Raw genomic sequence first — 25,021 nt, 5'->3', positions numbered from 1 at the left:
GTCGTCTTCGACCGAGCATCCCCCGCATCGCCAGCCGTATGGGTAGCGATATGCGCGGCAGGCAAGCTGCAATCTCCGCGACCTGCACGCGGGCGCAACGCCAGCGTGTCACGGCTGCCCCAAGCCATCCATGCGCGCAGCGCCCAGGCATCGGCGCCACGTCTACCGGCTGCTTTTTCGATTCCCCAATCCCGATTCCCCAATCCCCAGACCTAGCGAGCTGACCCCATGTCCATCGTCCGCATGACCGACCTCGATCTCTCCGGCAAGCGCGTGCTGATCCGCCAGGATCTCAACGTGCCGATCGACAACGGCCAGATCACTTCCGAGCAGCGCATCACCGCGTCGGTGCCCACCATCAAGCTGGCGCTGGAAAAGGGCGCCGCGGTGATGGTCACCTCGCACCTGGGCCGGCCCAAGGAAGGCAGCTGGACCGAAGAAGATTCGCTGGCGCCGGTGGCCGCGCGCCTGACTGCGCTGCTGGGCGTGGACGTGCCGCTGGTGCGCGACTGGGTCGACGGCGTGGACGTCGCGCCGGGCCAGGTGGTGCTGCTGGAGAACTGCCGCATGAATGCCGGCGAGGGCAAGGACGACGAGACGCTGGCGCGCAAGTACGCGGCGCTGTGCGATGTGTTCGTCATGGACGCCTTCGGCACCGCGCATCGCGCGCAGGCCTCCACCCATGGGGTGATCCGCTTTGCGCCAGTGGCTGCCGGTGGTCCGCTGTTGATGGCCGAACTCGATGCGCTGGCCAAGGCGCTGGACAACCCGGCCAAGCCGCTGCTGGCGATCGTGGCCGGCAGCAAGGTGTCCACCAAGCTGGAGCTGCTGTCCAACCTGGTCAACAAGGTCGACCAGCTGATCGTCGGCGGCGGCATCGCCAACACCTTCATCGCCGCGGCCGGGCATGGCGTCGGCAAGTCCCTGAGCGAGCCGGATCTGATTCCCACCGCCAACCAGATCGTCGCCGATGCGAAGCTGCGCGGTGCGGAGATTCCGTTGCCCACCGATGTGGTCGTTGCCAAGCAGTTCCTGCCCGATGCCGAAGCGACGGTGAAGGCGCTCGACGCGGTGGAGGCCGACGACCTGATTCTGGACATCGGCCCGCAGACCGCCGCGCGCTACGCCGAGCTGATCGCCAGCGCCGGCACCGTGGTCTGGAACGGGCCGGTCGGCGTGTTCGAGTTCGAGCCCTTCAGTCACGGCACCGAGACGCTGGCGCGTGCGATTGCCAATTCCAAGGCGTTCTCGATCGCCGGTGGCGGCGACACCCTGGCGGCCGTGGACAAGTACGACATCGCCAAGGACGTCACCTACATCTCCACCGGCGGCGGTGCCTTCCTGGAATTCCTGGAAGGCAAGACCTTGCCGGCGGTGGCGGCGCTCGAGGCACGCGGCAAGTGAGTGCAGCCACGCTGTTCTTCGATCTGGACGGCACCCTGGTCGATTCGGAGCCGGGTATCGTTGCCAGCATCGTGCATGCCTTCGACGAGGTGGGCCAGCCGCGTCCGTCGCCGCAGACCCTGCGCGCGTGGATAGGCCCGCCGCTGCGCGACAGCTTCACCGACTGCTTTCCCGACGATCCGGAGCTGGTGCAGCGCGCACTGGCGGCATATCGCGGGCGTTACGACGCGGTCGGCTGGACCGAACTGAGCGTGTTCGACGGTATCGGTGAGGTCGTCGTCGACCTGCACCGCGCCGGCCATCGCCTGGCGGTGGTGACCTCCAAGAACGAGCGCTATGCACGCCGTATCGTCGAGCATCTGCCGTTCGGGGCGTGCTTCGAGAACGTGATCGGGGCCAGCGAAGACGGCGAACGCCGCTTCAAGCCGGACCTGATCGCCGAAGCGCTGCGGCGGCTGGACATCGCCAAGACCGGCTGCGTGATGATCGGCGACCGTCGGATGGACATTGATGGCGCCAATCACCACGGCATCCACAGCATCGGCGTGCTGTGGGGCTTCGGCGACGAAGCCGAGCTGCGTGCCGCCGGTGCCGGTGCGATCGCACACACGCCTGCCGGGTTGCGCGCCTTGATCCAGTCGTAGGAGCGACAAACAGAGCAGCTGCGCGCATCGCCAGGCAAGCGCAGCCGGCGCTCGTCGTTGGGTGGCAGCACGCGGATGCGGTGGGGGTCTTGCAGCATCCGCGCTGCGACGACCGCTCGCCGTCATCCGACCGCCGCTGCAACCCGTAGGACCTTCACCGCTGCCGCGTTAGGGTGGCAGCCCACAGCAACATCCCGCGACGCGCCAGCGCGCTGCGGAAAGCGTACGTACTGTCCCGCACTGTCTTTAGGACATGCCGGAATACGAGGGTGGCTATGCCGCAATGCCATCCTCGGTAGGTGACGCGTGTGTTAAGTTTCGCGGCTTTTACAGGGAGGCCATCATGAAAGAACGTCAACGCCGCACCAAGATCCTCGCCACGCTCGGACCGGCGACGGATCCGCCCGGTGTGCTGGAAGCCTTGTTCAAGGCGGGCGTCAACGTGGTGCGCCTCAACTTCAGCCATGGCGACCCGTCCGGCCAGGCCAAGCGCGCGGCCGAAGTGCGCGCGGCGGCCGTGCGCGTCGGTGCCGAAGTCGGCATCCTGGCCGACCTGCCGGGCCCGAAGATCCGCGTCGAGCGCTTTGCCGAAGGCAAGATCAAGCTGACCACCGGCGAGCGTTTCGACCTGGTGGCCGACCCCAATGCGCCTGCGGGCGACCAGCACCAGGTCGGCGTCAGCTACCTCGGCCTGCCGCAGGACGTGGTCGCCGGCGACGTGCTGCTGCTGGACGATGGCCTGGTGCAGCTGCAGGTGACCGAAGTGCAGGGTCAGCGCATCGTCACCACCGTGCTCAACGACGGCGTGCTGTCCGATCGCAAGGGCCTGAACAAGCAGGGCGGCGGCCTGTCGCTGGGCGCGCTGACCGAGCGCGACAAGGAGCTGATCGGCATCGTTGCCAAGATTGGCGTGGACTTCATTGCGGTGTCGTTCTGCCGCAACGCCGAAGACATGAATGACGCGCGCCGCATTGCCCGTCAGCACGGCTGCGATGCCGCGCTGGTGTCCAAGATCGAGCGCACCGAAGCGATCGAGAACCTGGTCGAGATCGTCGAAGCCTCCGACGTGGTGATGGTGGCGCGTGGCGATCTGGGCGTGGAAATCGGCGATGCCGAATTGCCGGGCCTGCAGAAGAAGATCATCCGCGAGTCGCTGGCGCAGAACAAAGTGGTGATCACCGCCACCCAGATGCTGCAGTCGATGGTGGAGAGCCCGATCCCGACCCGCGCCGAAGTGCTGGACGTGGCCAATGCGGTCATCGACGGTACCGACGCGGTGATGCTCTCGGCCGAAACCGCGGCCGGTGCCTACCCGGTGCGTGCGGTGGAAGCGATGGCGCGCATCTGTCTGGGCGCCGAGCGTCAGTTCGAGTTCGACACCGACTTCGAAGCGGCGCAACGCAATCTGCAGCGCGCCGACCAGGCGATCGCGATGGCGACCATGTTCCTGTCCGAGCACATCGGTCTGGCTGGCGTGGTCGCGTTGACCGAGTCCGGCGGCACGCCGCGGTACCTGTCGCGCTTCCGTTCCAACATGCCGATCTACGCCTTCACCCGTCACGATGGCGCGCGCCGCCACATGGCGATGATGCGTGGCGTGTTCCCGATCAGCTTCGATAGCCGCGGCCTGACCCCGCGCGAAGCCGCACGTGCGGCGATCCGCCTGCTGGTGGAGAACGAGCGCATGGGGCCTGGCGATCGCGTGGTGTTCACCAGCGGCGAGCATATGGAAACCCACGGCGCCACCAACACGCTGCGTCTGCTGGAAGTGGGCGAAGACGGCCGCGCCAGCGGTCTGGGCGAGCTGTAACGCCAGGCTGCGCAGCGCGTGTGTCGTCGGTCGACGCGCTGCATCCACATCGTTGCGTACAAACACAGCGGCGGCCTGCGGGCCGCCGTTGTGCTGTGCGGGACAGGGTCTGCGGTGCGAGTGCGCCCGTGGAGCGCGCAGCCCGCAACGCGCATCACGCTGCGAGCCGCGCCACACATCCGCCATGCCGGACACGTGTAATCGGTTGCAGGCATTCCGTGAAGGAATGTCTGCAACTTTCGTCGCTATACTTTCGTTCTCCCCCGCAGCTGCCACAGGAACTACATGAGCATCGAACAGCTTGCCGAAACCGCCCAGGCCATGGTCGCCCCGGGCAAGGGCATCATCGCCATCGACGAATCGACCAGCACGATCGCCAAGCGTTTTGCCAGCGTCGGCATCGAGAACATCGAAGAAAACCGTCGCGCCTACCGCGAACTGCTGCTGACCACGCCCAAGCTGAGCGACTACATCTCCGGCGCGATCCTGTTCGACGAGACCATCCGTCAGAAGACCAAGGACGGCGTGCCGTTTGCCGAGTACATGACCGCCCACGGCATCATCCCGGGCATCAAGGTCGACAAGGGTGCGCAGCCGCTGGCCGGCATGCCGGGCGAGCTGGTCACCGAAGGCCTTGACGGGCTGCGCGCGCGTCTGGAGGAGTACTACACGCTGGGCGCACGCTTCGCCAAGTGGCGTGCGGTCATCAACATCGGCGAGGACATCCCGTCCGGCACCTGCATCGAGGCCAACTCGCATGCGCTGGCGCGTTATGCCGCGCTGTGCCAGGAGCAGGGCCTGGTGCCGATGGTCGAGCCGGAAGTGATCATGGACGGCAACCACGACATCGAGACCTGCTACGAGGTCACCGAAGCCACGCTGCGTTCGCTGTTCGGCGCACTGTATGAGCAGAATGTCGTGCTCGAAGGCACCATCCTGAAGGCCTCGATGGTCATCTCCGGCAAGGGCTGCGAGGAGCAGGCCAGCGTCGAGGAAGTGGCCGAATCCACCGTGATGTGCCTGAAGTCGACCGTGCCGGCGATCCTGCCGGGCATCGTGTTCCTGTCCGGCGGCCAGACCGACGAGCAGTCCACCGCGCACCTCAACGAGATGCACCAGCTCGGCAATCTGCCGTGGCCGCTGAGCTTCTCCTACGGCCGCGCAATGCAGCAGGCCGCGCTGAAGCTGTGGGCCAAGGACATGACCGGCAACTTCGCCAAGGCGCAGCAGATCATCTATGAGCGCGCCAAGGAAAACGGCATGGCCGCGCTGGGCAAGTGGAAGGGCTGATCGATGTGCCGGTCGCTTTAGAGCCGGATCACACCTAGCGAAAACGCCGGCAGTGATGCCGGCGTTTTTGTTTGTGTGGGTCGCCACGCTCGCGTAAGCCCCAAACGCAACGAGCGCCTTGCGGCGCTCGTCATCTTAAACCTCTGCCTCGCACAGGCGTCAGGCGGCAGCGGTTTCCTGCGCAGCCAGCGCCTGCTGGTAGGCCTTGAAGGTTGCCTCGTTGTAGGCCACCAGCACGATGTGCTTGGGCACCTTGTGCGAGCGCTGCCAGTCGCGGGTTTCGGTCACGGCGATGCGCGCGGCCTGGTACAGCGGATAACCGTAGATGCCGCAGCTGATCGCCGGGAACGCGATCGAATGCAGCATCATCTGCTCGGCCAGCTTCAACGACTGCCAGTAGCAGTTGGCCAGTTGTTCCGGCTCGTTGTGCTTGCCGTCGCGCCACACCGGGCCGACGGTATGAAACACGTGGCGTGCCTTGAGATCGAACCCGTCGGTGATGCGGATTTCGCCAGTGGGGCAGCGCACGCCCGGACGCACCTGCGGCAATGCCTCGCAGGCCTGCAGCAGGCGCGGGCCGGCGGCACGGTGGATGGCACCATCCACGCCGCCACCGCCCAGCAATGATTCGTTGGCGGCGTTGACGATGACGTCAACGTCGAGTTCGGTGATGTCGCCTTGCCAGACTTCGATCTTCATAGCGCGATAATTATGGGATTTGCATGAGGAACGCGTGATGGGGCGCGCGTTGCGGAATGGGCACGCTAGCGCCCATTCATCTCATCTGCTGCGATTGCCGGGAATGGCTGTGGCGGTCGTGCTGCGGGAAGCGTGCCAACCCGCAGATGCGATCAATCCGCTCAATCGTCGAGCAGCGGTGTCGCGACGATCGGGGGCTTACAACCAGCGCCGCACGCGTGCGCAATAGGCGCTGTATTGGCGGCCGAATTCGTTGCGCAGGCGCGCCTCTTCGAACGGAATCACATACAGCTGCAGGGCCAGCCAGGGCAGCGGCAGCAAGGCGACCGCCCACAGCAGGCCAAGCTGCAGGCACAGGCCGACATAGCTGAGCACCAGCGCCAGGTACATCGGGTTGCGGGTGAAGCGATACGGGCCATCGAGTACCAGCCGTGAGGGATGGCCGCTGGGCATGATGGTGGTGCGCCGACGCGCGAACAGGATGAAGCAGCTCACTGTCAGCGCCAGGCCGAGACAGGCGATCATGCCGCCGGCCAGCTCGATCCATGCCAACGGCGTTGGCGCGGGCAATGGTAGCTGCAGTGCGCTCTGCAGCCAGGCGCCCATGCCCAGGGCCAGCGCGAAGTGCGCAGGCGAGGTGATCTTGACCAGCCATGGCGCCCGCGAAACGCGGGTGTCGCTGTGTCCATACGGCTGGTTGCTCACGACGGTTCTCCCTGCATCGGCCGCCATCCTAACGTTTCCTTGACATGGACGGGAGTATGCGCGGGCCGAAATGCGCGCTGTGCTGCACACGGGGATCCACGACATCGGTCCGTGGTCATCGATGCATGGCCAAGGGTCGAAGGATTCAGGTGGCGCCGGCAAGGTGCGACGCCAGTGTTCTGGGGCGTAGTGCCATCGGACGTCTCGGCGGCCCACGCGTGTGCACGCTGGGAAGTGCGGGGAAGGCCGGCGCGATGACTGGATCGACCAAAACACACAGGCCACGCTGTGGGCGCGGCCTGTGCGTGCAAACCAACGATGTGATCGGTCAGGGCAGACCGGCCAGCCAGTCGTCGTCGGAGCCTTCGTTGATGTCGGCAAACAGCGGCGTGGAGAAATAGCGCTCGCCGGTATCCGGCAGCATCGCCAGCACTACCGCACCGGGCACCGCGCTTTCGGCCACGCGCAAGGCGGTGGCGACGGTGGCACCGCCGGAGATGCCGGTGAAGATGCCTTCTTCGGCGGCCAGGCGGCGCGCCACGCTGATCGCGTCGGTGTCTTCCACGCTCAGCACTTCGTGGGCGACCTCGCGGTTGAGCACTTCCGGCACGAAGTCCGGGGTCCAGCCCTGGATCTTGTGCGGCTTCCAGTCCTGGCCCTGCAATAGCGCAGCGCCGGCCGGTTCGGTGGCGGTGATGCGCACTTCCGGGCGGGCCACGCGCAGCACTTCGCCCACGCCGGTGAGCGTGCCGCCGGTGCCCCAGCCGGTGACGAAATGGTCCAGCCGGTGGCCGGCGAAGTCGCGCAGGATTTCGGCCGCGGTGGTGTTGCGGTGGTAGGCCGGATTGGCCGGGTTGGCGAACTGGCTGGCCAGGAACCAGCCATGCTGCTCGGCCAGCTCCCTGGCCTTGCGCACCATGCCGCTGCCGCGCTCGGCCGCCGGGGTCAGGATCACCTTGGCGCCATAGGCGCGCATCAGCTTGCGGCGCTCGATCGAGAAGGTTTCTACCATGGTGGCGACGAACTTGTAGCCGCGCGCGGCGGCCACCATCGCCAGCGCCACGCCGGTATTGCCGGAGGTGGCTTCGACAATGGTGTCGCCGGGCTTGAGCAGGCCGCGCTGTTCGGCATCGAGGATGATCGCCAGCGCCAGGCGGTCCTTGACCGAGCCGCCCGGATTGAACGACTCGACCTTGACGTACAGGGTCACGTGCTCGGGCGCGAGCCGGTTGAGTTTGACCACCGGGGTGCGGCCGATGGTGTCGAGGATGTTGTCGTACAGGGCCATGGGGTCTCCGTCGGAATCAGGCTGCGTGGGCGAGTGTGGACGCGTCGGGCGTTGCGATGGGTGAGTGCGGGGGCGGCTGCGCGGTCAACGGCGCTGCGCCGAACCAGTGCAGGCTGGCGGCCAGCTCGGCGACCTCGCCCAGGATCAGCAACGCGGGGGCGCGCACGGCGTGCTGCTGCGCGGTGGCGGCCAGGCTGGCAAGGGTGCCGGCGATCACACGTTGCTGCGGGCGCGAGCCGTTTTCCACCAGCGCGAACGGGGTGGTGGGTGCGCGGCCGGCCTGCAGCAGGCGTTGCTGGATGCCGTCCAGGCCGGCCACGCCCATATAGAACGCCAGGGTCTGGCGTTCCTGGCCGAGCGCCTGCCAGTCAAGCGTGTCCAGCGAGTCCTTGCAGTGCGCGGTGATCAACCGCAGCGACTGCGCATGGTCGCGGTGGGTGAGCGGAATGCCGGCATAGGCGGCGCACGCGATCGCGGCGGTGATGCCGGGAATGACCTGGAAGCCGATGCCGTGCGCGCGCAGGAATTCCAGCTCTTCGCCGCCGCGGCCGAACACGAACGGGTCGCCGCCCTTGAGCCGCACCACGCGGCGCCCGGCGCGCGCGTGCTCGCGCATCAGTGCGTGGATCTGCTCCTGGCGCGTGCTGTGGCCCTGGGCGGCCTTGCCGACTTCCACGCGCAGCGCATCGCGCCGGGCCAGTTGCAGGATCTGCGGGCTGACCAGGCGATCGTAGAGCAGTACATCGGCCTGCCGTAGCGCGCGCAAGGCATGCCGGGTGAGCAGGCCGGGGTCGCCGGGGCCGGCACCGACCAGGGTTACGCTGCCGGGGGAGAGCCGGCCGACCGCAGGGCGCGGCACCGGGGACCATGCGGGCGGCGCTGCCGACGCGGCGGGCGTGGCGTCGTGGGTAAGCAGGCGGCGCGCGCTGGCGGCGGCACGCAAGGCATCGTTGAGGTCCGGCGCAGTGCTGGCAGCGATGGTGAGCCAGACCGGTTGGTCGGGCAGCTCCAGCCATGCCGGCTCGAACCGTCCCACCAGCCAACGCAGCCGCCCGGCCTGCGCCCAGTCGCGCAGTTGCGGGCTGAGTTCCGGCGCGCCGACCAAGGGGACGGCGCCGGCCTGCAGCAGCGCGGAGGTGGCGTGCTCGGCCTCGGCGCCGCCGCCGATCACCAGGACAGCACGGCCACGCAGGTCGGCAAGAAGCGGGAACACAGAGGGCACGGCCAGCGCATCGAGAGGGGAGGGCCAGACCGTAACGCCGGCATATAGCGGTCGGAAATGACTTCATACACCCTGAAAATAGCGTTCGGTTATAAGCTGGCCCGCAGAACTCCTCTACAGTCGAGTCCTTCGTGGCGCCTCGCGCTTTTTTGGATATAAGCCCATGACGCTGACCCAACTTCGCTATCTGGTCGCCATCGCCGATGCCGAGCTCAACATCACGCTCGCCGCCGCGCGTGTGCATGCGACCCAGCCTGGTCTGTCCAAGCAGCTCAAGCAGCTGGAGGACGAACTGGGCTTTCTGCTGTTCGTGCGCAAGGGGCGCAGCCTGGATGCGGTGACGCCGGCCGGCGTGGAAGTGATCGAGCGCGCGCGCTCGGTGCTGTCGGAAGCCAACAACATCCGCACCTACGCGGCCAACCAGCGCCGCGAGAGCCAGGGCCAGCTGACCCTGACCACCACCCACACCCAGGCGCGCTTCGTGCTGCCGCCGGCGGTGGCGCAGATCAAGCACGCCTATCCGCAGGTCAGCGTGCATCTGCAGCAGGCCGCCGAAAGTGCGGCGCTGGATCTGCTCAGCCAGGGCGATGCGGATATCGCAGTGGTCAGCACCGCCGGCGGCGAACCGAGCGCCGGCATCGCGGTGCCGCTGTATCGCTGGCGCCGGCTGGTGATCGTGCCGCGCGGCCATGCGCTGGATCAGGCGCGCACCGCGCCGGACATGCAGGCCTTGTCGCAGCACCCGTTGATCAGCTACGAATCCTCCACGCGGCCGGGCTCGTCGCTGCAGCGCGCATTCGCCCAGGTCGGGCTGGAGCCGAGCATCGCGCTGACCGCGCTGGACGCAGACCTGATCAAGACCTACGTGCGTGCCGGGCTGGGCGTCGGGCTGGTGGCGGAGATGGCGGTCAGCGCCAGCGACGAGGACCTGCGCGCCTGGCCGGCACCGGCGCCGATCGCCGAGTGCATCGCCTGGGCGGTGCTGCCGCGCGACCGCGTGTTGCGTGACTACGCCATGGATCTGGTGCACGTGCTGGCACCGCAGATCGACAAGCGCGACCTGCGCCGCGTGCTGGACGGCAACCAGGCCCCGGCCTGGCCGCTGCCGCCGACCTGGGAATCGCTGACCCAGACCATTACCAGCTGAGTCGGCTGTCGAAGACTGCAGCGCGCATCGAGCACGCTTGCTCACGAGGTCTGCTGTGTCGGGGGGATGCTTCGGTCACTGAGGGGCGCTTGCGCGCGTGCCGGCGCGGGACACGCCGCAAGTACGTCCATGTAGGCTCTTATGCGGCATCCGTGCCGCATAAGGTCCCACGCCGGCACGCGCGCAAGCACCAGCGATTGGTGTCGGGGTGTCTGCAGAAAAAGCGAATGCATTGCCTGCCGATCTGCGGCCGCGTCGACCAAACTTGATCGTGACGTCTGCTGTGTCTGGGGGAATGCTTCGGTCACTGAGGGCGCCTGCACGCATACCGGCATGGGACATGCCGCAAGTACGTCCATGTAGGCTCTTATGCGGCATCCATGCCGCATAAGGTCCCACGCCGGGACGCGCGCAAGACCACCGATTGGTGTCGGGGTGTTTGCAGGAAAAGCGAAGGCGTGGCCTGCGAATCAGTTGCGGTGAATAGCGGATGCGGCACCCCGCATCGATCGACCCGCAGAAGATGTCTGCCGGTTTCGGCTGCGGGCGCTTGCGCGCGTGCCTGCATAGGTCACGCCGCAACTACGTCACCTAGTAATTGTGCAGCTGCGTCATGCCGGCGGGCAGTGTGCGGAATCGATGGCGACTGTTCGTACACTGCGACCTGTGCGCCGGGAGTACTGCTGCGCGCAATCCCTGTTCGCCACTGTGAGGCACTGCAACCGATGACCGAGCCACTGCGTCCGCCCCTCAGCCGGCTGTGGTCGCCCGACCAGGACGGCGGTATGGCCTTGCAGCTGTCAGCAAGCGTCGAGGGCCGCGAGCATGCGGTACTGACGGTGCTGGCCGATTCCCGGGACGAGTCGCTGTGGGTGGAACTGCAGGCCGATGGCACCCAGGTGCAGATTCCGCTGGCCGTGCTGCGCCAGCTGTTGGAGGTTGCCACGGAAGAGGTGCATTCGGCGGACTGGTTCGCGCGACAGGATGCGGCCGATTCCGGGTTCTGAGACAGCCTGCGAACGCACATCGGAATGCTGCGCTGCAGCGTCCGCTTTCTTGAAAACCTTTTTTCTATCAATCACTTGAGAAGCGGTGGGCGCTCGCCAAAATGCGCGCTGTCGGTGATTCTCCTTACAGCTGTCAGGGCCGTGGCGGCGGGCTGGTGTAGCCGCATCAAGTTGCGCGCTGCATTGTCGTAAATCCTTATAGCAACCATCACGCGACACTCTCGGACGTCTAGGGGTGGACGGCGCAGGACCGGCGATGCGGCACATCGCATCTCCGGTTTGTTTGTCAGTGTCGTCAAGCGGTTGCTAGCGCTGTCGCACCACCGTTGCGCGAGGCTGCGCAATGGAGCGACTGGCGCACCCGGGTCCCTGGGGAGAGACCTGGCGTGCTTGGCGGCGGATCCGGGTCGGGAGCCCGGGTCCGCCTTTTTTTTGCGTGGCATCGGCTGCATGGCGTTGCCGGTCTGCGCAATACCGGCAAGTAGCGCCCACCTGCTGCGCTGGCTCGGTCTGGCCCGGCGCTACCGAGCGCGCTGGTCAGGCCAGCGGAATGCGTACCGAAAAGCAGGTGCCGCCGCCCGGGCGTGGGCGTACATCCACTTCGCAGCCCAGGGTCTCGGCGGTGCGGTGCACTATCCACAGGCCGATGCCCAGCCCGTCGCTGCGCGGGTCGGCCTGGCGGAAGGCCTGGAATACCTGTTCGGGGTGGTCAAGGTTAAGGCCGATGCCGCTGTCGATGATTTCCACCACCGCGTGGCCGGGGCGACGCCGGACGCCGACCAGCACACGCCCGCGTTCGGTGTACTTGACCGCGTTGCCGATCAGATTGCCGAGCAAGGTGGTCAGCAGCGTGGGGTGGCTGCGCACGCGTAGCGAGGTGGGCACGTGGCGCAAGGCCAGGCACTTGTCGATCGCCGGTTGCCGCCACACACCCAGCACCGAATGCAGCACATCTTCCAGCGCCAGCGGTTGCAGGTCCGGCGTGGCGGTCTCGCTGGCGGCCGCCAGGGTGGCCAGCTCGTCGAGGTTGCGCGCCACCAGATTGATCGCATCGCGTGCGGTGACCAGGGTCGGCACCGAATCGACATTGGCATGCCGGCGCATCTTGTCGATGGCGTAGGCAGCGGTGCGCAGCGGGGTCTTCAGGTCGTGCCCGGCGATGGCCATCAGACGACTACGGTAGCGGTCGGATTCTTCTGCCAACTGCAGCGCGCGGCGCAGTTCCAGCTGTGCCATGGTCTGGCGCGCGAGTGCGCGCAGCGCATCGACCTGTTCGACACTGAGCTGGCGCGGCTGGCGGTCGAGCACGCAAACCGTGCCCAGCGGCAGACCTTCGCTGGTCTTGAGCACGGCACCGGCATAGAAATGCAACGGCGCCTCGCCGGTCACCAACGGATTGCGCGCGAAGCGCACATCCTCGCGGGTGTCCGGCACCACCAGCACGTCGCTGTCGAGCAGCGCATGCGCGCACATCGACTTGAACAGCGGTGTCTCGCGCTCGCCCATGCCGAGTTCGCTCTTGAACCACTGCCGCTCGGCATCCACCAGGCTGATCAGCGCGATCGGGGTCTGGCAGATGATCGAGGCCAGCCTGGTGATGTCTTCGAAGGCGGCCTCGCGCGGCGTGTCGAGAATGCCGTAACTGCGCAGCGCCTGAAGGCGCAATGCCTCGCTCGGCGGCTTGGCAGCGCAGGGAAGGGGCTCGGCCGCTGGGTCGGACAGGACGGTGCTCATGCGCGCGCAGATGGATGGGGTGACGTATAAGCATAGGGCATGCCAGGGCCTGCCATGTGCGCGCTGTCACGTCCATTGCTGGAACTGTGACTACCGACCTCGACAACGGCGGTGCAGCGACACTTCAGGGTTGTACCTGTGCGTCGGCGATTTTCGCGATCAGGCCGGCAGATGTCGCCCGACCAGAACGCGCATCACTGGGCATTCCGTCCGGCGGGTCGACCGCTGCTGACGGGTGCGACATGCGGTCGCGCACCGGCCGCCACCATCGCCCCTGCGGCATGCGGCGGCTTACACTCGCGCAATGCCTTCGCTCCGCCGCCACCCTTGCCTGCATCTGCTTGCCTGTCTGGCGGTGCTGCTGATGCTGGTGGCGCCGCTGGTCAGCCGTTGGAGTCAGGCGCAGTCGCTCGAGCCGATGTGCATGAGCGGGCCGGCGCTGGACGCGGGCGGGTCGCTGCATGCGGACCATCAGGCCCTGCCGGCGCAGACGGCCGCGCACCATCACACCGCCGCTGCACCGCCCGCCAAGCCGCACACCGGCGAACACGCAGGCGCGCATGGTGAAGCCTGCGATTACTGCGTGCTGGCCGCGCGCCTGCTGCCGTGGCTGGCCTTGCTGGTGCTGTGCCTGCTGCAAGCGCGGCCAGCGCCGGCGCCGGTGCACAGGCAGGTGCACGCAGCATCGATGCTGCGCTGGGCCGCACTCGGGGCACGTGGGCCGCCGCTGTACGCGTGAGTCTGGCCCCATCGCGGGCGTCCGTTGCGTTGTAGCGCTTGCGTGCCCGATCTTCCGGCGCGCCCGCACGCAGTTGCATGGACGACCCGCTCTGCTGAAGTGATGCCTGTGCCCGCTGTGTTGCCGCGGCGCACGGCGGTGTTGCCGTGCCGGCACGGCGAAGGGTTGGTCATGCGGTTGCGATTATTGAAAACGCTGTGGTACGCGCCATCGTTGGCGCTGGTGTGGGGGCCTGCCTGCACTGTGCAGGCGCAGGATGCGGCATTGACCCTGGGCAAGGTGCAGGTGAGCGCGCAACCCCAGCGCAGCCCGAGCACGGCACGCGTGCTGAGTTCGGTGGATGTGATCGGTGGCGAGCTGCTGCACGATCAACACGTGGACTACAGCTGGGAGCTGTTGATGCGTGCGCCAGGCGTGCAGGTCACCCAGTTCCGCATGGGCACCGATGCGGGGCGGTTCTCGTTCCGTGGTTTCAATGGCGAGGGGCGCATCAACGCGGTGAAGCTGCTGATCGACGGCATCCCCAGCAACGACAATGCTGGCGGCATGCCGTATCTGGATGCGGTGTTTGCGCAGGACATCAGCGCGATCGAGATCGTGCGCGGCACCAACGATGCACGCTACGGTCTGCATGCGATCGCCGGCAGCGTGGATGTGCTGACCCGTACCGGCGGCAACGATGGCCGCCTGAGCGTGACGGCGGGCAGTTTCGGTGCGCGCGAGGTGCAATTGGGCAAGGGCTTTGAACATGGCGCATGGAGCCAGAACTATGTGCTGGCCTGGCGCGATTCCGATGGTTATCGCGAGCATGCCGACGCGCGCAAACGCAGCGTGGCCGGCAAGTGGTTCTATACCGACCCCGATGGCGGCTTCCGTGCCGGGCTCACCACGCGTTACTACGACAATCACGCGCTGGAAGCCGGCTATCTGGATGCGGCCAGCGCACGCGCGGCGCCACGTAGTTCTCCGGCGTATGCGCAGGACGATCGCAGCGAACGCCAGCTGCGGCAGACCGCATTGCACGCGGACGGCACGCTGGGCGCCGCTGCGCAGTGGAGCGCCAAGGCCTACCAGAACGATTACCGCAATCGGCGCTGGGTGCGCTTTTCCGCGGCCGGCCTGCAGCAGGAACGCGATACCGACGAGACCCATCGCGGCCTGCTGTTGCGCGGCAACTGGCAGCCGGATTGGGGCGCGCTCGCGGCCAATCTGGAAGCAGGCGTGGATGCGCAGTGGCAGGACAATCAGTCGCAGCGCTACCGCACCGTGGCCCGGGTGCGCGGCGCGCAATTGCGCGATTGGGATTACGACCTGCGCACGCGCGGGGCCTACGTACAGGCGGTGCTGACCCCGGTCGAGCGGCTGCAGTTGGTGCCGGGCTATCGTATCGACCGTGTCGATGGGCAACTGCACGATGTGCGTGCCGGCATTTACGCACCGACGTACGACTGCGGCACCATCAAGCAGCCCAAGTTCAGTGCCAGCTACCGGCTGGCCGGGCAAAACAGCGTGTACGCGAACTGGGGGCGCAGCTTCCAGATCGGCAGCGGCGATGGCGCGTACCGGCGCCAGCCGGCAAATCTCGGCCCGTCGATCAATGACGGCTGGGAGGCCGGTTTCAAGTTCGCGCCATCGGCGCTGATGGACGGCCGCCTGGCGTATTGGGAGCAACGCGCCTCCGGCGAAGTCGCCACCATCCTGGGCGTCAATGGCGTGGCCGGTGTCGGCGATGTGGCCAACGTGGGGCGCACGCTGCGGCGCGGCTGGGATGCGCAACTGAACCTGCAGCCGGCCGAACACTGGCGGGCCTGGATGTCGTATTCGCGGCAGAAGGCCAGCATCGCCACGCCGGACCCGAGTGCGCCGGCCACGCGCGGCAAGGAGATCGAAAACGTGCCGCACTGGCTGGCCACCGCCGGGCTGGAATGGCAGCTCACCGCGGCGGTGCAACTGAGCGCCTGGGGCAATGCGCAAGGCGATTATTATCTGGAGCGCAGCAATACGCTGGGGCGCACCGGTGGCTACGCCCTGCTCAATCTGGGCGCGCGCTGGAACCTGGATGTACGCAACGCGCTCAGCCTGCAGCTGCGCAATGTCACCGATCGCGCGTACGTGTATGCGTGGTACGACACCGGTAGTTCCGGCTATTCGCCGGGCGATGGACGTGCGTTGTCGCTGTCCTGGGACTGGAGCTTCTGATGCGCGCAATCATGGGCGATGGCCGCGTCACCGATCCGCGCCGGGATGGCCGCTGGCGCTTTTATCGCGCGGTGTGGCGCTGGCACTTCTACGCCGGTTTGCTGGTGCTGCCCTTCATCGTCTGGCTGGCGCTGACCGGTGCGGCATTCCTGTACCAGGATGCGATCGACCGCAGCGTGCACCATGGCTTGAAGGTCGTGCCGGTGGGCGAGCTGCGGGTGTCTGCGCAACGCCTGGTCGATGCGGCGCAGCGCAGGTATGGCGGCAGCTTGTTTCGTTACACCACGCCCGCACGTGCCGATGCCAGTGCCGAGATCGGGCTGGTGGACACGCACGCGGTGCGGCAGGTGGTGTATGTCGACCCGTACCGCGCACGCGTGCTCGGCGCGCTGCCCGAGCACGGCACCCTGGCCTGGACGATTCGCCGGCTGCACAGTCTGGAGTTGATCGGGCCGCTTGCGCGCGGCTTGATCGAAATGGCGGCGGGCTGGGCGATCGTGCTGGTGCTGACCGGTGTGTATCTGTGGTGGCCGCGCGGGCGCCGCGGCGGGGTGGTCAACGTGCGCGGCACGCCGGGGCAGCGGCTGTTCTGGCGCGATCTGCATGCGGTCACCGGTGCCGGCGTCGGTGCTGTCTTGCTGTTCCTGGCGCTGACCGGGATGCCGTGGTCGTGGCTGTGGGGCGCGCAGGTCAATCGCTGGGTCAACGGGCATGACTTCGGGTATCCGGCCGGTGTGCGGGTGCAGCAGCCGATGTCGCAACGGCGCTTGTCCGAGACGACCGATGCGGCGTGGTCGCTGCGGCAGGCGCGGGTGCCGGAGTCTGTGGTGCCTGGCCGTGGAGCCGCGGGGGTGGATGAACATCTGCATGACGGGCGGGTGGGTGTGACGCTGGCGGATGCGGAACACTCGGAACACTCGGAACACTCGGAACACGCGGGACAGCCAAGCCCGTCAGAACATGCGGTGCAGTCGGAACATGCCGCGCACGGCGGCACCGGCAGTGTCGCTGCGCCCGGTCACGGCGCAATCGGGCTGGATGCGGCGATGGCGCGGTTCGATGCGCTCGGCATCGTGCCGGGCTACAGCGTCTCGCCACCGCGCGGCGCTACCGGGGTTTACACCGCCTCGGTCTATCCGGCCGACCTGCAGCGCCAGCGCGTGATCCATCTGGATCAATACAGCGGCGCGGTGCTGCTGGACATGCGCTACCGCGATTACGGGCCAGTGGGGCGCGCGCTGGAATGGGGCATCAACGTGCATCTGGGTCAGCAATACGGCACTGCCAATCAGGTGATCCTGTTGCTGGCGTGCGCGGCGATCGTGCTGCTGTGCGTGAGCGCGGCGGTGATGTGGTGGAAGCGTCGCCCGGTCGGCGGCCTGGGCGTGCCGCCGTTGCCGGCCGATCCGCGCACGCTGCGCGGTCTGCTGGTGCTGCTGATGATCTGCGGGCTGATCTTCCCGCTGGTCGGGGTGTCGTTATTGCTGATGTGGCTGTCCGACCGCTACTGGATGCAGCGCAATCAGGCACGTGTCCCCGCACCATGAGCACGTGCGCGTCACCTCAATGCGCTGCGGACGCGCCGAGTCAGGGATGCGCCCGGCGGTGTGCCCACCGGCAAACTCGACGCGTAGTGGTGCATGCCACCTTCGTAACGAGCGCGCGCCGCGCTCAGATGTCCTCGTGGATGCCGCATTCGCGCTTCAATCCGAAGAAGCGCGTGTCCTCCTCGCGCATGCCCGGTTCCCAGCGGCGTGTGGTGTGGAAGTCGCCGATGGACACGTAGCCTTGTTCCCATAGCGGGTGATACGGCAGGTCGTGCGCCTGCAGGTATTGCCACACGTCGCGGTCGGTCCAGTCGGCGATCGGGCTGACCTTGTAGCGCTCGCCGCGCTTTTGCACGATCGGCGTCTGTGCGCGGCCGCCGGACTGGCTGCGGCGCAGGCCGGTGAACCAGGTGCCCACGTTGAGCTCGTCCAATGCGCGGCGCATCGGCTCGACCTTGCGCAGGTTGTTGTACTGGTCGATGCCGACCATGCCCTGTTCCCACAGGCGGCCGTGGCGCGCTTCCATCCAGGCACGGCTGACCAGCGGGCGGTACACCTTGAGGTTGAGCTTGAGCCGGTCGGCCAGCGCGTCGGCAAACCGGTAGGTTTCCGGGAACAGGTAACCGGTATCGATCAGGATCACCGGAATGTCCGGGCGCTGCTGGGTGAGCAGGTGCAGCGTGACCGCCGACTGCGCGCCGAAACTGGACGACAACGCCGCCTCCTGCGGGCCGTGTTGCAGTGCCCAGGCCACGCGTTCGTCGGCGCGCAGGCCTTCCAGCTGCGCGTTGAGCGCGTCCAGGTCGTCCAGCGCGGACGCAGTGATCGATGCAGCGGGCAGCGCGGTCATGCGAGCAATTCCAGGTCGAGGTGACGGTGTGTGGGGTAGGGCGGCAGCGCGATCAGGCCGCTGCGATGCAGGAAATCGCCGAAGCCTTCGTCGCCGGCCTGATCGCGTTCGGCCGCATAGCGCGCCAGCAGCGGTTCCAGTGCGGCGAGAATGTCCGCTTCGGTGATGTTTTCGCGGTACAGCGTGTTCAGGCGCTGGCCGCGGCGGTCGCCGCCCAGCATCAGGTTGTAGCGGCCGGGTGCCTTGCCGACCAGCGCGATCTCGGCCAGATACGGGCGCGAGCAGCCATTCGGGCAGCCGGACAGGCGCAGCACGATCGGGGTGTCGGCCAGTCCGTGCTGCTCCAGCACCGGCTGCAGGGCCGCGCTGAAATCGGGCAGGTAGCGTTCGGCCTCGGCCATCGCCAGCCCGCAGGTCGGCAGCGACACGCAGGCCATTGCGCCGCGTGCCAGCGCGGTGGGCGCGCGATTGCCGGCATCCAGGCTGTATTGCGCGACCAGGGCATCGACGCGCGCGCGCTCGCTGGCCAGCACGCCGGCGATGACCAGGTTCTGGTTGGGCGTCATGCGGAACTGGCCGACGTTCAATTGCGCAATCGCGCGCAGGCCGCTCAGGTGCGCAGCGGTGTCGGTATCGGCGATGCGCCCGGCAGGCAGGGCCAGGGTCAGATGCGACAGACCATCGTCGCCCTCGACCCAGCCGTAGCGGTCGCCGTTGTGCTCGAACGCGAACTGCCTGGAAGGTTGCAGCGCAAAGCCGGCACGGCGTTCGATCTCGGCCACGATGGTGTCCAGGCCGTGATCGTCGATGGTGTACTTGAAGCGCGCGCGCTTGCGCACCGCACGGTTGCCGAAGTCGCGCTGCGTGGTGACCACGGCGGTGGCCACCTCCAGCAACTGATCGCGGGTGACAAACCCGACGACATTGGCCACGCGCGGCCAGGTTTCCGCATCGCCATGGCTGGCGCCCATGCCGCCGCCGATGCTGACGTTGTAGCCCAGCAATTCGCCGTCGCGCAGGATCGCGATGAAGCCCAGATCGTTGGCGAACACGTCCACATCGTTGAGCGGCGGCGCGGCGAAACCGATCTTGAACTTGCGCGGCAGATAACGGTCGCCGTAGATGGGTTCTTCTTCGTTGCCGGAGCCGGACACGCGCTCTTCGTCCAGCCAGATCTCGTAATACGCACGGGTGTTGGGCAACAGATGCTCGGACACCCTCGCGGCATCGGCATACAGCGTGGCATGCGCCTGCGACAGCAGCGGATTGGCCGCGACCTGCACATTGCGATTGACATCGCCGCAGGCGGCCAGCGTATCGATCAAGGTGGCGTTGATCGCCTGCATGGTCGCCTTGAGCTCGCGCTTGATCACGCCATGGAACTGGAACGCCTGGCGCGTGGTGATGCGCAGCGAATGATTGGCGTACCGCGTGGCGATGCCATCCAGCGCCAACCACTGCGTGGGCGAGATCACCCCGCCCGGCGTACGGGTGCGGATCATGAACTGGTACGCCGGTTCGAGCTTCTGCCGACGCCGCTCATCGCGGATATCGCGATCGTCCTGCTGGTAGCTGCCGTGGTACTTGATCAGGGTCTGATCGTCCTCACGCAACGCACCGGTCACCGCATCGGCCAGGCTCTGTTCCAGCGACCCGCGCAGACGGCGACTTTCGGATTTGATGTCTTCGACGGAGTGGCTCATGGGAATCGGGAATAGGGAATAGGGAATCGTAAAAAGCTGCTTGGTCTGCCGGGAAAGCTCAGTTGCGGGCTGTATCCATTCCCGATTCCCCAATCCCGATTCCCAGCGTTAATAGACATCACGCGCATACCGCCCCTCCACTTGCAGCTGGGTGAGATACGCCGCGGCGGCTTCGGCATCGAGTGCGCCGTGGGTGGCGACGATGTCGAGCAGGGCGGCGTGCACGTCCTTGCCCATGCCGATGGCGCCGCACACGTACAGATGCGCACCGCCCTGCAGCCAGGCGTAGACCTCGGCGCCGCGTGCGCGCAGGCGGTGCTGCACGTAGATCTTTTCGGCCTGGTCGCGTGAGAACGCGACTTCCAGCGCGTGCAGTTCGCCGCGCTGCAAGGCCTGCTGCCATTCGGCCTGATACAGGAAATCGGTATTGAAATGCTGGGCGCCGAAGAACAGCCAGTTGCGGCCCCTGGCGCCGGTTTCGGCGCGTTCCTGCACGAAGCCGCGGAACGGCGCCACGCCGGTGCCCGGGCCGATCATCAGGATGTCGCGATCGGTATCGGCCGGCAGCCGAAAGCGCGCGTTCGGCTCGATGTAGACCGGTGCGGTATCGCCTTCGCGCAAAGCGGCTAGAAAGCCGCTGGCCGAGCCCAGATGCGCATGCCCGTGCGCCTGGTAGGTGAGTTCGTCCACCACCAGGTGCACTTCCTCGCCCACGCGCTTGCGGCTGGATGCGATCGAGTAGAGGCGCGGGGTGAGCGGACGCAGCGCGGCCAGCAGGCCGGCATGGTCCCAATCCGCCGGCCAGCGTCGCAGCACGTCGATCAGTTGGTGATCGGCAAGCAATGACGCCAGGCCGGCGGTCTGGGTCGGGGCGAGCAGCGCTTGCAGCTCGTCGGCGCGCGCACGCTCGGCATGTGCGGCCAGCAGCGGCCGCGACAGCTTGGTCAGTTCGCGCCGGGTGGCCAGCCACTCGTGCAGGGCCAGAGTCTCTTCGCCGGCGGTGACCGCGGCATGACCGTCCAGGCGCAGCGTTTCGAGCACCGCATCCACCAGCGCAGGCGGATTGCGATGGCGGATGCCCAACGCATCGCCGGGCTCGTAGCTCAGCCCGCTGCCTTCCAGCGAAAATTCCAGATGGCGCACGCGCTTGCTCGGCAAGGCGTAGACGCGGAACTGCGGGCCCTTGAAGTCGCGCCCGCTGACGATCTGGTTGGCCAGCAATTCGGCGGGGAAGGGCTGCTGATGCGACCACACCGGTGCGGCTGCACTGCTGCGCAACGGCGTGATGGTGGCCGATGGCGGGCCGCCCCTGAGCTGCTCGCGTGCGTGCTTGAGCGCCTGCGTGCGCCAGGGCGCAGCGACGCTGTCGATATCCAGGTCGGCTTCGCCGCGCGGCTGCACGCGGCTGCCGCCAAGTTCGGCCAGGCGGTCGTCGATGCGGCGTGCGATGCCGCAGAAATCGGCGTAACTGGAATCGCCCAGGCCGAGCACCGCGTACTTGAGCTCGGGCAGCTTGGGCGCGCGGCGGCTGGCTAGGAATTCCACCAGCCCGATCGCATCGTCCGGCGGGTCGCCTTCGCCCTGGGTGCTGATGACCACGTAGAGCAACCGCTCGCTGGCCAGTTCGCGGGTGGGGTACTGGTCGGCACGCAACAGGCGCACGCTCAGTCCGGCGGCCTCGGCCTCGGCTGCCAGCTGCTCGGCCTCCCGGCGTGCATTGCCGGTCTGGCTGCCGTACAGCACGGTCAGGCGCTGGCTTTCCTGTGCCTGCGCGTGCGGCTGGCCGCCCGGCAACACCGCCAGCGAGCGCGGCGGCTGGCCTTGTGCCAGCCCGGCGGTGTAGCCGGACAGCCACCACAACGATGCGGCATCCAGGCCGTCGACCAACCGTTCCAGCAGCGCCTTGCGCTCGTCGGGCAAGGGGCTGGGCGGTAGCGCGGAACTGGCGGCGGTCATTCGGATCCAGGGCGGTTGATGAGACCAGTGATGTTAGGGAAGCGTTGCCGCGGCCAGAAAGGATGAGCCGTTATCGCGTTATGCCGGCCGCTTATTTGGGTGCGGGCGGCCCGCGCCACACACTGCGGCGCCTTGCCCTACCATCGGCTGGTCTGCCCGCCGACGCCCACGACACCTTGATGACTCTGCTGCCCCTGTCACACCTGGATCGGCTCGAGGCCGAAAGCATCCACATCCTGCGCGAGGTCGCCGCCGAGTTCCGGGCCCCGGTGATGCTGTATTCGGTGGGCAAGGACAGCTCGGTGCTGCTGCATCTGCTGCTCAAGGCGTTCGCGCCGTCGCCGCCACCGATCCCGCTGCTGCATGTGGACACGCGCTGGAAGTTCGGCGAGATGATCGCCTTCCGCGACCGCCGCGCGGCCGAGACCGGCGTGGACCTGCGTGTGCACATCAACCCCGACGGCATCGCCCAGGACGTCGGCCCGATCAGCCACGGCGCGGCGGTGCATACCGACATCATGAAGACCCAGGGCCTGAAGCAGGCGCTGGAGCAGGGCGGCTTCGACGCGGCGATCGGCGGGGCGCGCCGCGACGAGGAGAAATCGCGCGCCAAGGAGCGCGTGTTCTCGTTCCGCAACGCGCGTCATCGTTGGGACCCAAAGAACCAGCGCCCGGAGTTGTGGAATCTGTACAACTCGCGCACCAAACCCGGCGAAAGCGTGCGCGTGTTTCCGCTGTCCAACTGGACCGAGCTGGATATCTGGCTGTACATCTACCGCGAACGGATACCGGTGGTGCCGCTGTATTTCGCCGCGCCGCGCCCGGTGGTGCAGCGCGACGGCGCCTGGATCATGGTCGACGACGACCGCCTGCCGCTGCACGACGGCGAGACACCGCAACTGCGCTCGGTGCGCTTCCGCACGCTGGGCTGCTATCCGCTCACCGGCGCGATCGAATCGACCGCAGACACGCTGGAAGCGGTGATCGCCGAAATGCTGGTCAGCACCAGCTCCGAACGCCAGGGCCGCATGATCGATCATGCGCCGGGTGCGTCGATGGAGCAGAAGAAGCTTGAGGGGTATTTTTGATGGGCAGGGAATCGGGATTCGGGATTGGGGATTCGCAACAGCAGTTTGCTGCAGACCTTACGACGGAGGAGGACGCCTTTGCGATTCCCGATTCCCCACTACCGATTCCCAGCGCGATCAGCGCCTACCTGCATCAACACGAAGCCAAACCGTTGCTGCGCTTCATCACCTGCGGCAGCGTGGACGATGGCAAGAGCACCTTGATCGGGCGCCTGCTGTACGACAGCAAGCGCCTGTTCGACGATCAGCTTGCCGCGCTGGAGAGCGATAGCCGGCGGCATGGCACGCAGGGCGAGGGCATCGACTATGCATTGTTGATGGACGGGCTGGCCGCCGAGCGCGAGCAGGGCATCACCATCGATGTGGCGTACCGATATTTCGATACCGACCAGCGCAAGTTCATCGTCGCCGATTGCCCCGGCCATGAGCAGTACACGCGCAACATGGCCACCGGCGCATCCACTGCCGATGTTGCGGTGGTGCTGGTGGACGCGCGCAAGGGTTTGCTGGCGCAGACGCGCCGGCACAGTTACATCGTGTCGTTGCTGGGCATCGGCCATGTGGTGCTGGCGGTCAACAAGATGGACCTGGTGGACTACGACGCGCAGGTCTTCGCCGACATCGCCGAGGGCTACCGCGCGCTGGCCGCGCAGCTGGGCATCGCCGATGTGCAATGCATTCCGCTGTCGGCACTGGCTGGCGAAAATCTGTCCAGCCCATCGACGCGGATGCCGTGGTACCGCGGCCCGCATCTGCTGCAGCATCTCGACACCGTGCACGTGGAGACGCCGGAAGCCGGCAGCGGCTTCCGGTTGCCGGTGCAGTGGGTCAATCGCCCCCATCAGCACTTCCGTGGCTACGCCGGCACCATCGCGGCTGGGCAGGTGCGGGTGGGCGATGCCGTGGTGGTGGTGCCGTCCGGGCGCCGCACGCAGGTGGCATCGGTGCTGGATGCCAATGGCGAGGTGGACAGCGCACGCGCCGGCCAGGCGGTCACGCTGACCTTGCGCGAGGAGATCGATATCAGCCGCGGCGACATCATTGCCGCCGTCGACGATCCGCCGGAAGTGGCCGACCAGTTCGCCGCGCATCTGCTGTGGATGGACGATGCCGCCTTGCTGCCGGGGCGCCCGTACTGGCTCAAGATCGGTACGCGCACGGTCACCGCGAGCATCAGCGAGATCAAGCACAAGGTCGATGTGAACACGCAGGAGCGGCTGGCCGCCAAGCGGCTGGAGCTCAATGAGGTGGGCTACTGCAATCTGGCGCTGGATGAGCCGATCGCGTTCTCGCCGTATGCGCGCAACCGCGTGCTGGGCGGTTTCATCCTGATCGACCGGCAGAGCAATGCGACCGTGGCCGCCGGCACGCTGGAGTTTGCGCTACGTCGTGCCGGCAACGTGCATTGGCAGCATCTGGACGTGGATCGCGCCGCGCGCGCGCGTATCAAGGGCCAGACCCCGCGCGTGCTGTGGTTCACCGGCCTGTCGGGCGCGGGCAAATCCACGGTCGCCAACCTGGTCGACAAGCGCCTGCATGCGCTGGGCTATCACACCTTCATCCTGGACGGCGACAACGTGCGCCACGGGCTCAACCGCGACCTGGGTTTCACCGACGAAGACCGCGTGGAAAACATCCGCCGCGTGGCCGAGGTGGCGCGGCTGATGGCCGATGCCGGCCTGATCGTGCTGGTGAGCTTCATCTCGCCGTTCCGCGCCGAGCGGCAGCTGGCGCGCGAGCGCTTCGACGCCGGGGAGTTCGTCGAGGTGTTCGTGGACGTGCCGCTGGCGGTCGCCGAGGCGCGCGATGTGAAGGGGCTGTATCGCAAGGCGCGGGCCGGGCAGATTCCCAATTTCACCGGCATCGATTCGCCCTACGAGGCGCCGGAGGCGCCGGAGGTCCATCTTCACGCCGATGGTGAGAACGTAGAGGCGCTGGCGCGTCATGTGCTCGAATTTCTCGGGCTGGAACGCTGAGCGGGGCTGACAG

The 25,021-nt window shown here is 67.1% G+C and carries 19 protein-coding genes; 11 read left to right on the top strand and 8 right to left on the bottom strand.

What is annotated here, in order from left to right; all coding sequences use genetic code 11:
- Nucleotides 1–228 precede the first annotated feature (228 nt).
- The 4 genes from KHN93_RS16355 to KHN93_RS16340 all read left to right on the top strand — a co-directional run bounded on the left by KHN93_RS16355 (nt 229) and on the right by KHN93_RS16340 (nt 5,148).
- Nucleotides 229–1,404, top strand: coding sequence for a phosphoglycerate kinase (locus KHN93_RS16355; protein WP_211920791.1), 1,176 nt, complete (start codon nt 229–231; stop codon nt 1,402–1,404).
- Complete coding sequence (locus KHN93_RS16350; protein WP_039519289.1) at nt 1,401–2,048, top strand: HAD family hydrolase; 648 nt, start codon at nt 1,401–1,403, stop codon at nt 2,046–2,048. Before KHN93_RS16355 ends, KHN93_RS16350 begins: the two co-directional genes overlap by 4 nt.
- 343 nt (nt 2,049–2,391) lie before the next feature.
- Nucleotides 2,392–3,858, top strand: coding sequence for a pyruvate kinase (pyk, locus tag KHN93_RS16345; RefSeq protein ID WP_016902276.1), 1,467 nt, complete (start codon nt 2,392–2,394; stop codon nt 3,856–3,858).
- A 285-nt stretch (nt 3,859–4,143) separates the two neighbouring features.
- Nucleotides 4,144–5,148: a class I fructose-bisphosphate aldolase gene (locus tag KHN93_RS16340; RefSeq protein WP_211920789.1), complete on the top strand. Its 1,005-nt coding sequence runs from the start codon at nt 4,144–4,146 to the stop codon at nt 5,146–5,148.
- Nucleotides 5,149–5,307: 159 nt separating this feature from the next.
- Here the strand turns inward: KHN93_RS16340 and KHN93_RS16335 are convergent, their stop codons facing one another.
- From KHN93_RS16335 to cobA, 4 genes are all read right to left on the bottom strand, one after another.
- A complete protein-coding gene (locus tag KHN93_RS16335) occupies nt 5,308–5,847 on the bottom strand; it encodes an O-acetyl-ADP-ribose deacetylase (protein ID WP_024938170.1) in 540 nt (179 codons plus the stop codon).
- A gap of 198 nt (nt 5,848–6,045) precedes the next feature.
- Nucleotides 6,046–6,552 (bottom strand): methyltransferase family protein, encoded by a 507-nt coding sequence (locus tag KHN93_RS16330; protein ID WP_053051701.1) that lies wholly within the window; start codon nt 6,550–6,552, stop codon nt 6,046–6,048.
- 328 nt (nt 6,553–6,880) lie between these two features.
- A complete protein-coding gene (cysK, locus tag KHN93_RS16325; RefSeq protein ID WP_016902280.1) occupies nt 6,881–7,840 on the bottom strand; it encodes a cysteine synthase A in 960 nt (319 codons plus the stop codon).
- A gap of 16 nt (nt 7,841–7,856) precedes the next feature.
- Complete coding sequence (cobA, locus tag KHN93_RS16320; RefSeq protein ID WP_211920787.1) at nt 7,857–9,062, bottom strand: uroporphyrinogen-III C-methyltransferase; 1,206 nt, start codon at nt 9,060–9,062, stop codon at nt 7,857–7,859.
- A 163-nt stretch (nt 9,063–9,225) separates the two neighbouring features.
- On the opposite strand from cobA, the gene KHN93_RS16315 reads away from it, so the two are divergent.
- Together KHN93_RS16315 and KHN93_RS16310 are read left to right on the top strand one after the other, a co-directional pair.
- Nucleotides 9,226–10,209 carry a LysR family transcriptional regulator gene (locus KHN93_RS16315; RefSeq protein WP_211920785.1) on the top strand — a complete coding sequence of 328 codons (984 nt, stop codon included), beginning with the start codon at nt 9,226–9,228 and terminating at the stop codon, nt 10,207–10,209.
- A gap of 725 nt (nt 10,210–10,934) precedes the next feature.
- The gene (locus KHN93_RS16310) at nt 10,935–11,216 is read left to right on the top strand and encodes a hypothetical protein (RefSeq protein ID WP_115511510.1); all 282 of its coding nucleotides are present in this window, start codon (nt 10,935–10,937) and stop codon (nt 11,214–11,216) included.
- Between the two features lie 537 nt (nt 11,217–11,753).
- Here KHN93_RS16310 and KHN93_RS16305 read toward each other — a convergent pair.
- Nucleotides 11,754–12,950, bottom strand: a complete 1,197-nt coding sequence (locus KHN93_RS16305; protein WP_047127134.1) for a GAF domain-containing sensor histidine kinase — start codon at nt 12,948–12,950, stop codon at nt 11,754–11,756.
- A gap of 304 nt (nt 12,951–13,254) precedes the next feature.
- Here KHN93_RS16305 and KHN93_RS16300 point away from each other — a divergent pair, with 304 nt between their 5' ends.
- The 3 genes from KHN93_RS16300 (at nt 13,255) to KHN93_RS16290 (ending at nt 17,435) form a co-directional block, all read left to right on the top strand.
- Nucleotides 13,255–13,689, top strand: a complete 435-nt coding sequence (locus KHN93_RS16300) for a DUF2946 family protein (protein WP_211920783.1) — start codon at nt 13,255–13,257, stop codon at nt 13,687–13,689.
- A 195-nt stretch (nt 13,690–13,884) separates the two neighbouring features.
- Nucleotides 13,885–15,888: a TonB-dependent receptor gene (locus KHN93_RS16295; protein ID WP_212579665.1), complete on the top strand. Its 2,004-nt coding sequence runs from the start codon at nt 13,885–13,887 to the stop codon at nt 15,886–15,888.
- A complete protein-coding gene (locus KHN93_RS16290; protein WP_211920781.1) occupies nt 15,888–17,435 on the top strand; it encodes a PepSY-associated TM helix domain-containing protein in 1,548 nt (515 codons plus the stop codon). The genes KHN93_RS16295 and KHN93_RS16290 overlap by 1 nt, the downstream gene beginning before the upstream one ends.
- A 124-nt stretch (nt 17,436–17,559) precedes the next feature.
- On the opposite strand, the gene KHN93_RS16285 is transcribed toward KHN93_RS16290, so the two are convergent.
- The 3 genes from KHN93_RS16285 to KHN93_RS16275 form a co-directional block, all read right to left on the bottom strand.
- Nucleotides 17,560–18,285 carry a phosphoadenylyl-sulfate reductase gene (locus KHN93_RS16285; RefSeq protein WP_024940721.1) on the bottom strand — a complete coding sequence of 242 codons (726 nt, stop codon included), beginning with the start codon at nt 18,283–18,285 and terminating at the stop codon, nt 17,560–17,562.
- Nucleotides 18,282–19,988, bottom strand: coding sequence for an assimilatory sulfite reductase (NADPH) hemoprotein subunit (gene cysI / locus KHN93_RS16280; RefSeq protein WP_211920779.1), 1,707 nt, complete (start codon nt 19,986–19,988; stop codon nt 18,282–18,284). The genes KHN93_RS16285 and cysI overlap by 4 nt, the downstream gene beginning before the upstream one ends.
- A 108-nt stretch (nt 19,989–20,096) precedes the next feature.
- Nucleotides 20,097–21,944: an assimilatory sulfite reductase (NADPH) flavoprotein subunit gene (locus tag KHN93_RS16275; RefSeq protein WP_211920777.1), complete on the bottom strand. Its 1,848-nt coding sequence runs from the start codon at nt 21,942–21,944 to the stop codon at nt 20,097–20,099.
- 179 nt (nt 21,945–22,123) lie between these two features.
- On the opposite strand from KHN93_RS16275, the gene cysD reads away from it, so the two are divergent.
- Nucleotides 22,124–23,032 carry a sulfate adenylyltransferase subunit CysD gene (gene cysD, locus KHN93_RS16270; RefSeq protein ID WP_211920775.1) on the top strand — a complete coding sequence of 303 codons (909 nt, stop codon included), beginning with the start codon at nt 22,124–22,126 and terminating at the stop codon, nt 23,030–23,032.
- Complete coding sequence (gene cysN / locus KHN93_RS16265) at nt 23,032–25,008, top strand: sulfate adenylyltransferase subunit CysN (protein WP_211920773.1); 1,977 nt, start codon at nt 23,032–23,034, stop codon at nt 25,006–25,008. Before cysD ends, cysN begins: the two co-directional genes overlap by 1 nt.
- Nucleotides 25,009–25,021: the final 13 nt, after the last annotated feature.

The organism is Xanthomonas arboricola pv. juglandis (assembly GCF_905367715.1).
GTDB lineage: Bacteria > Pseudomonadota > Gammaproteobacteria > Xanthomonadales > Xanthomonadaceae > Xanthomonas > Xanthomonas arboricola.
Note: the sequence above shows the minus strand (reverse complement) of the source record. Positions and strands in the feature narration are given on the sequence as shown.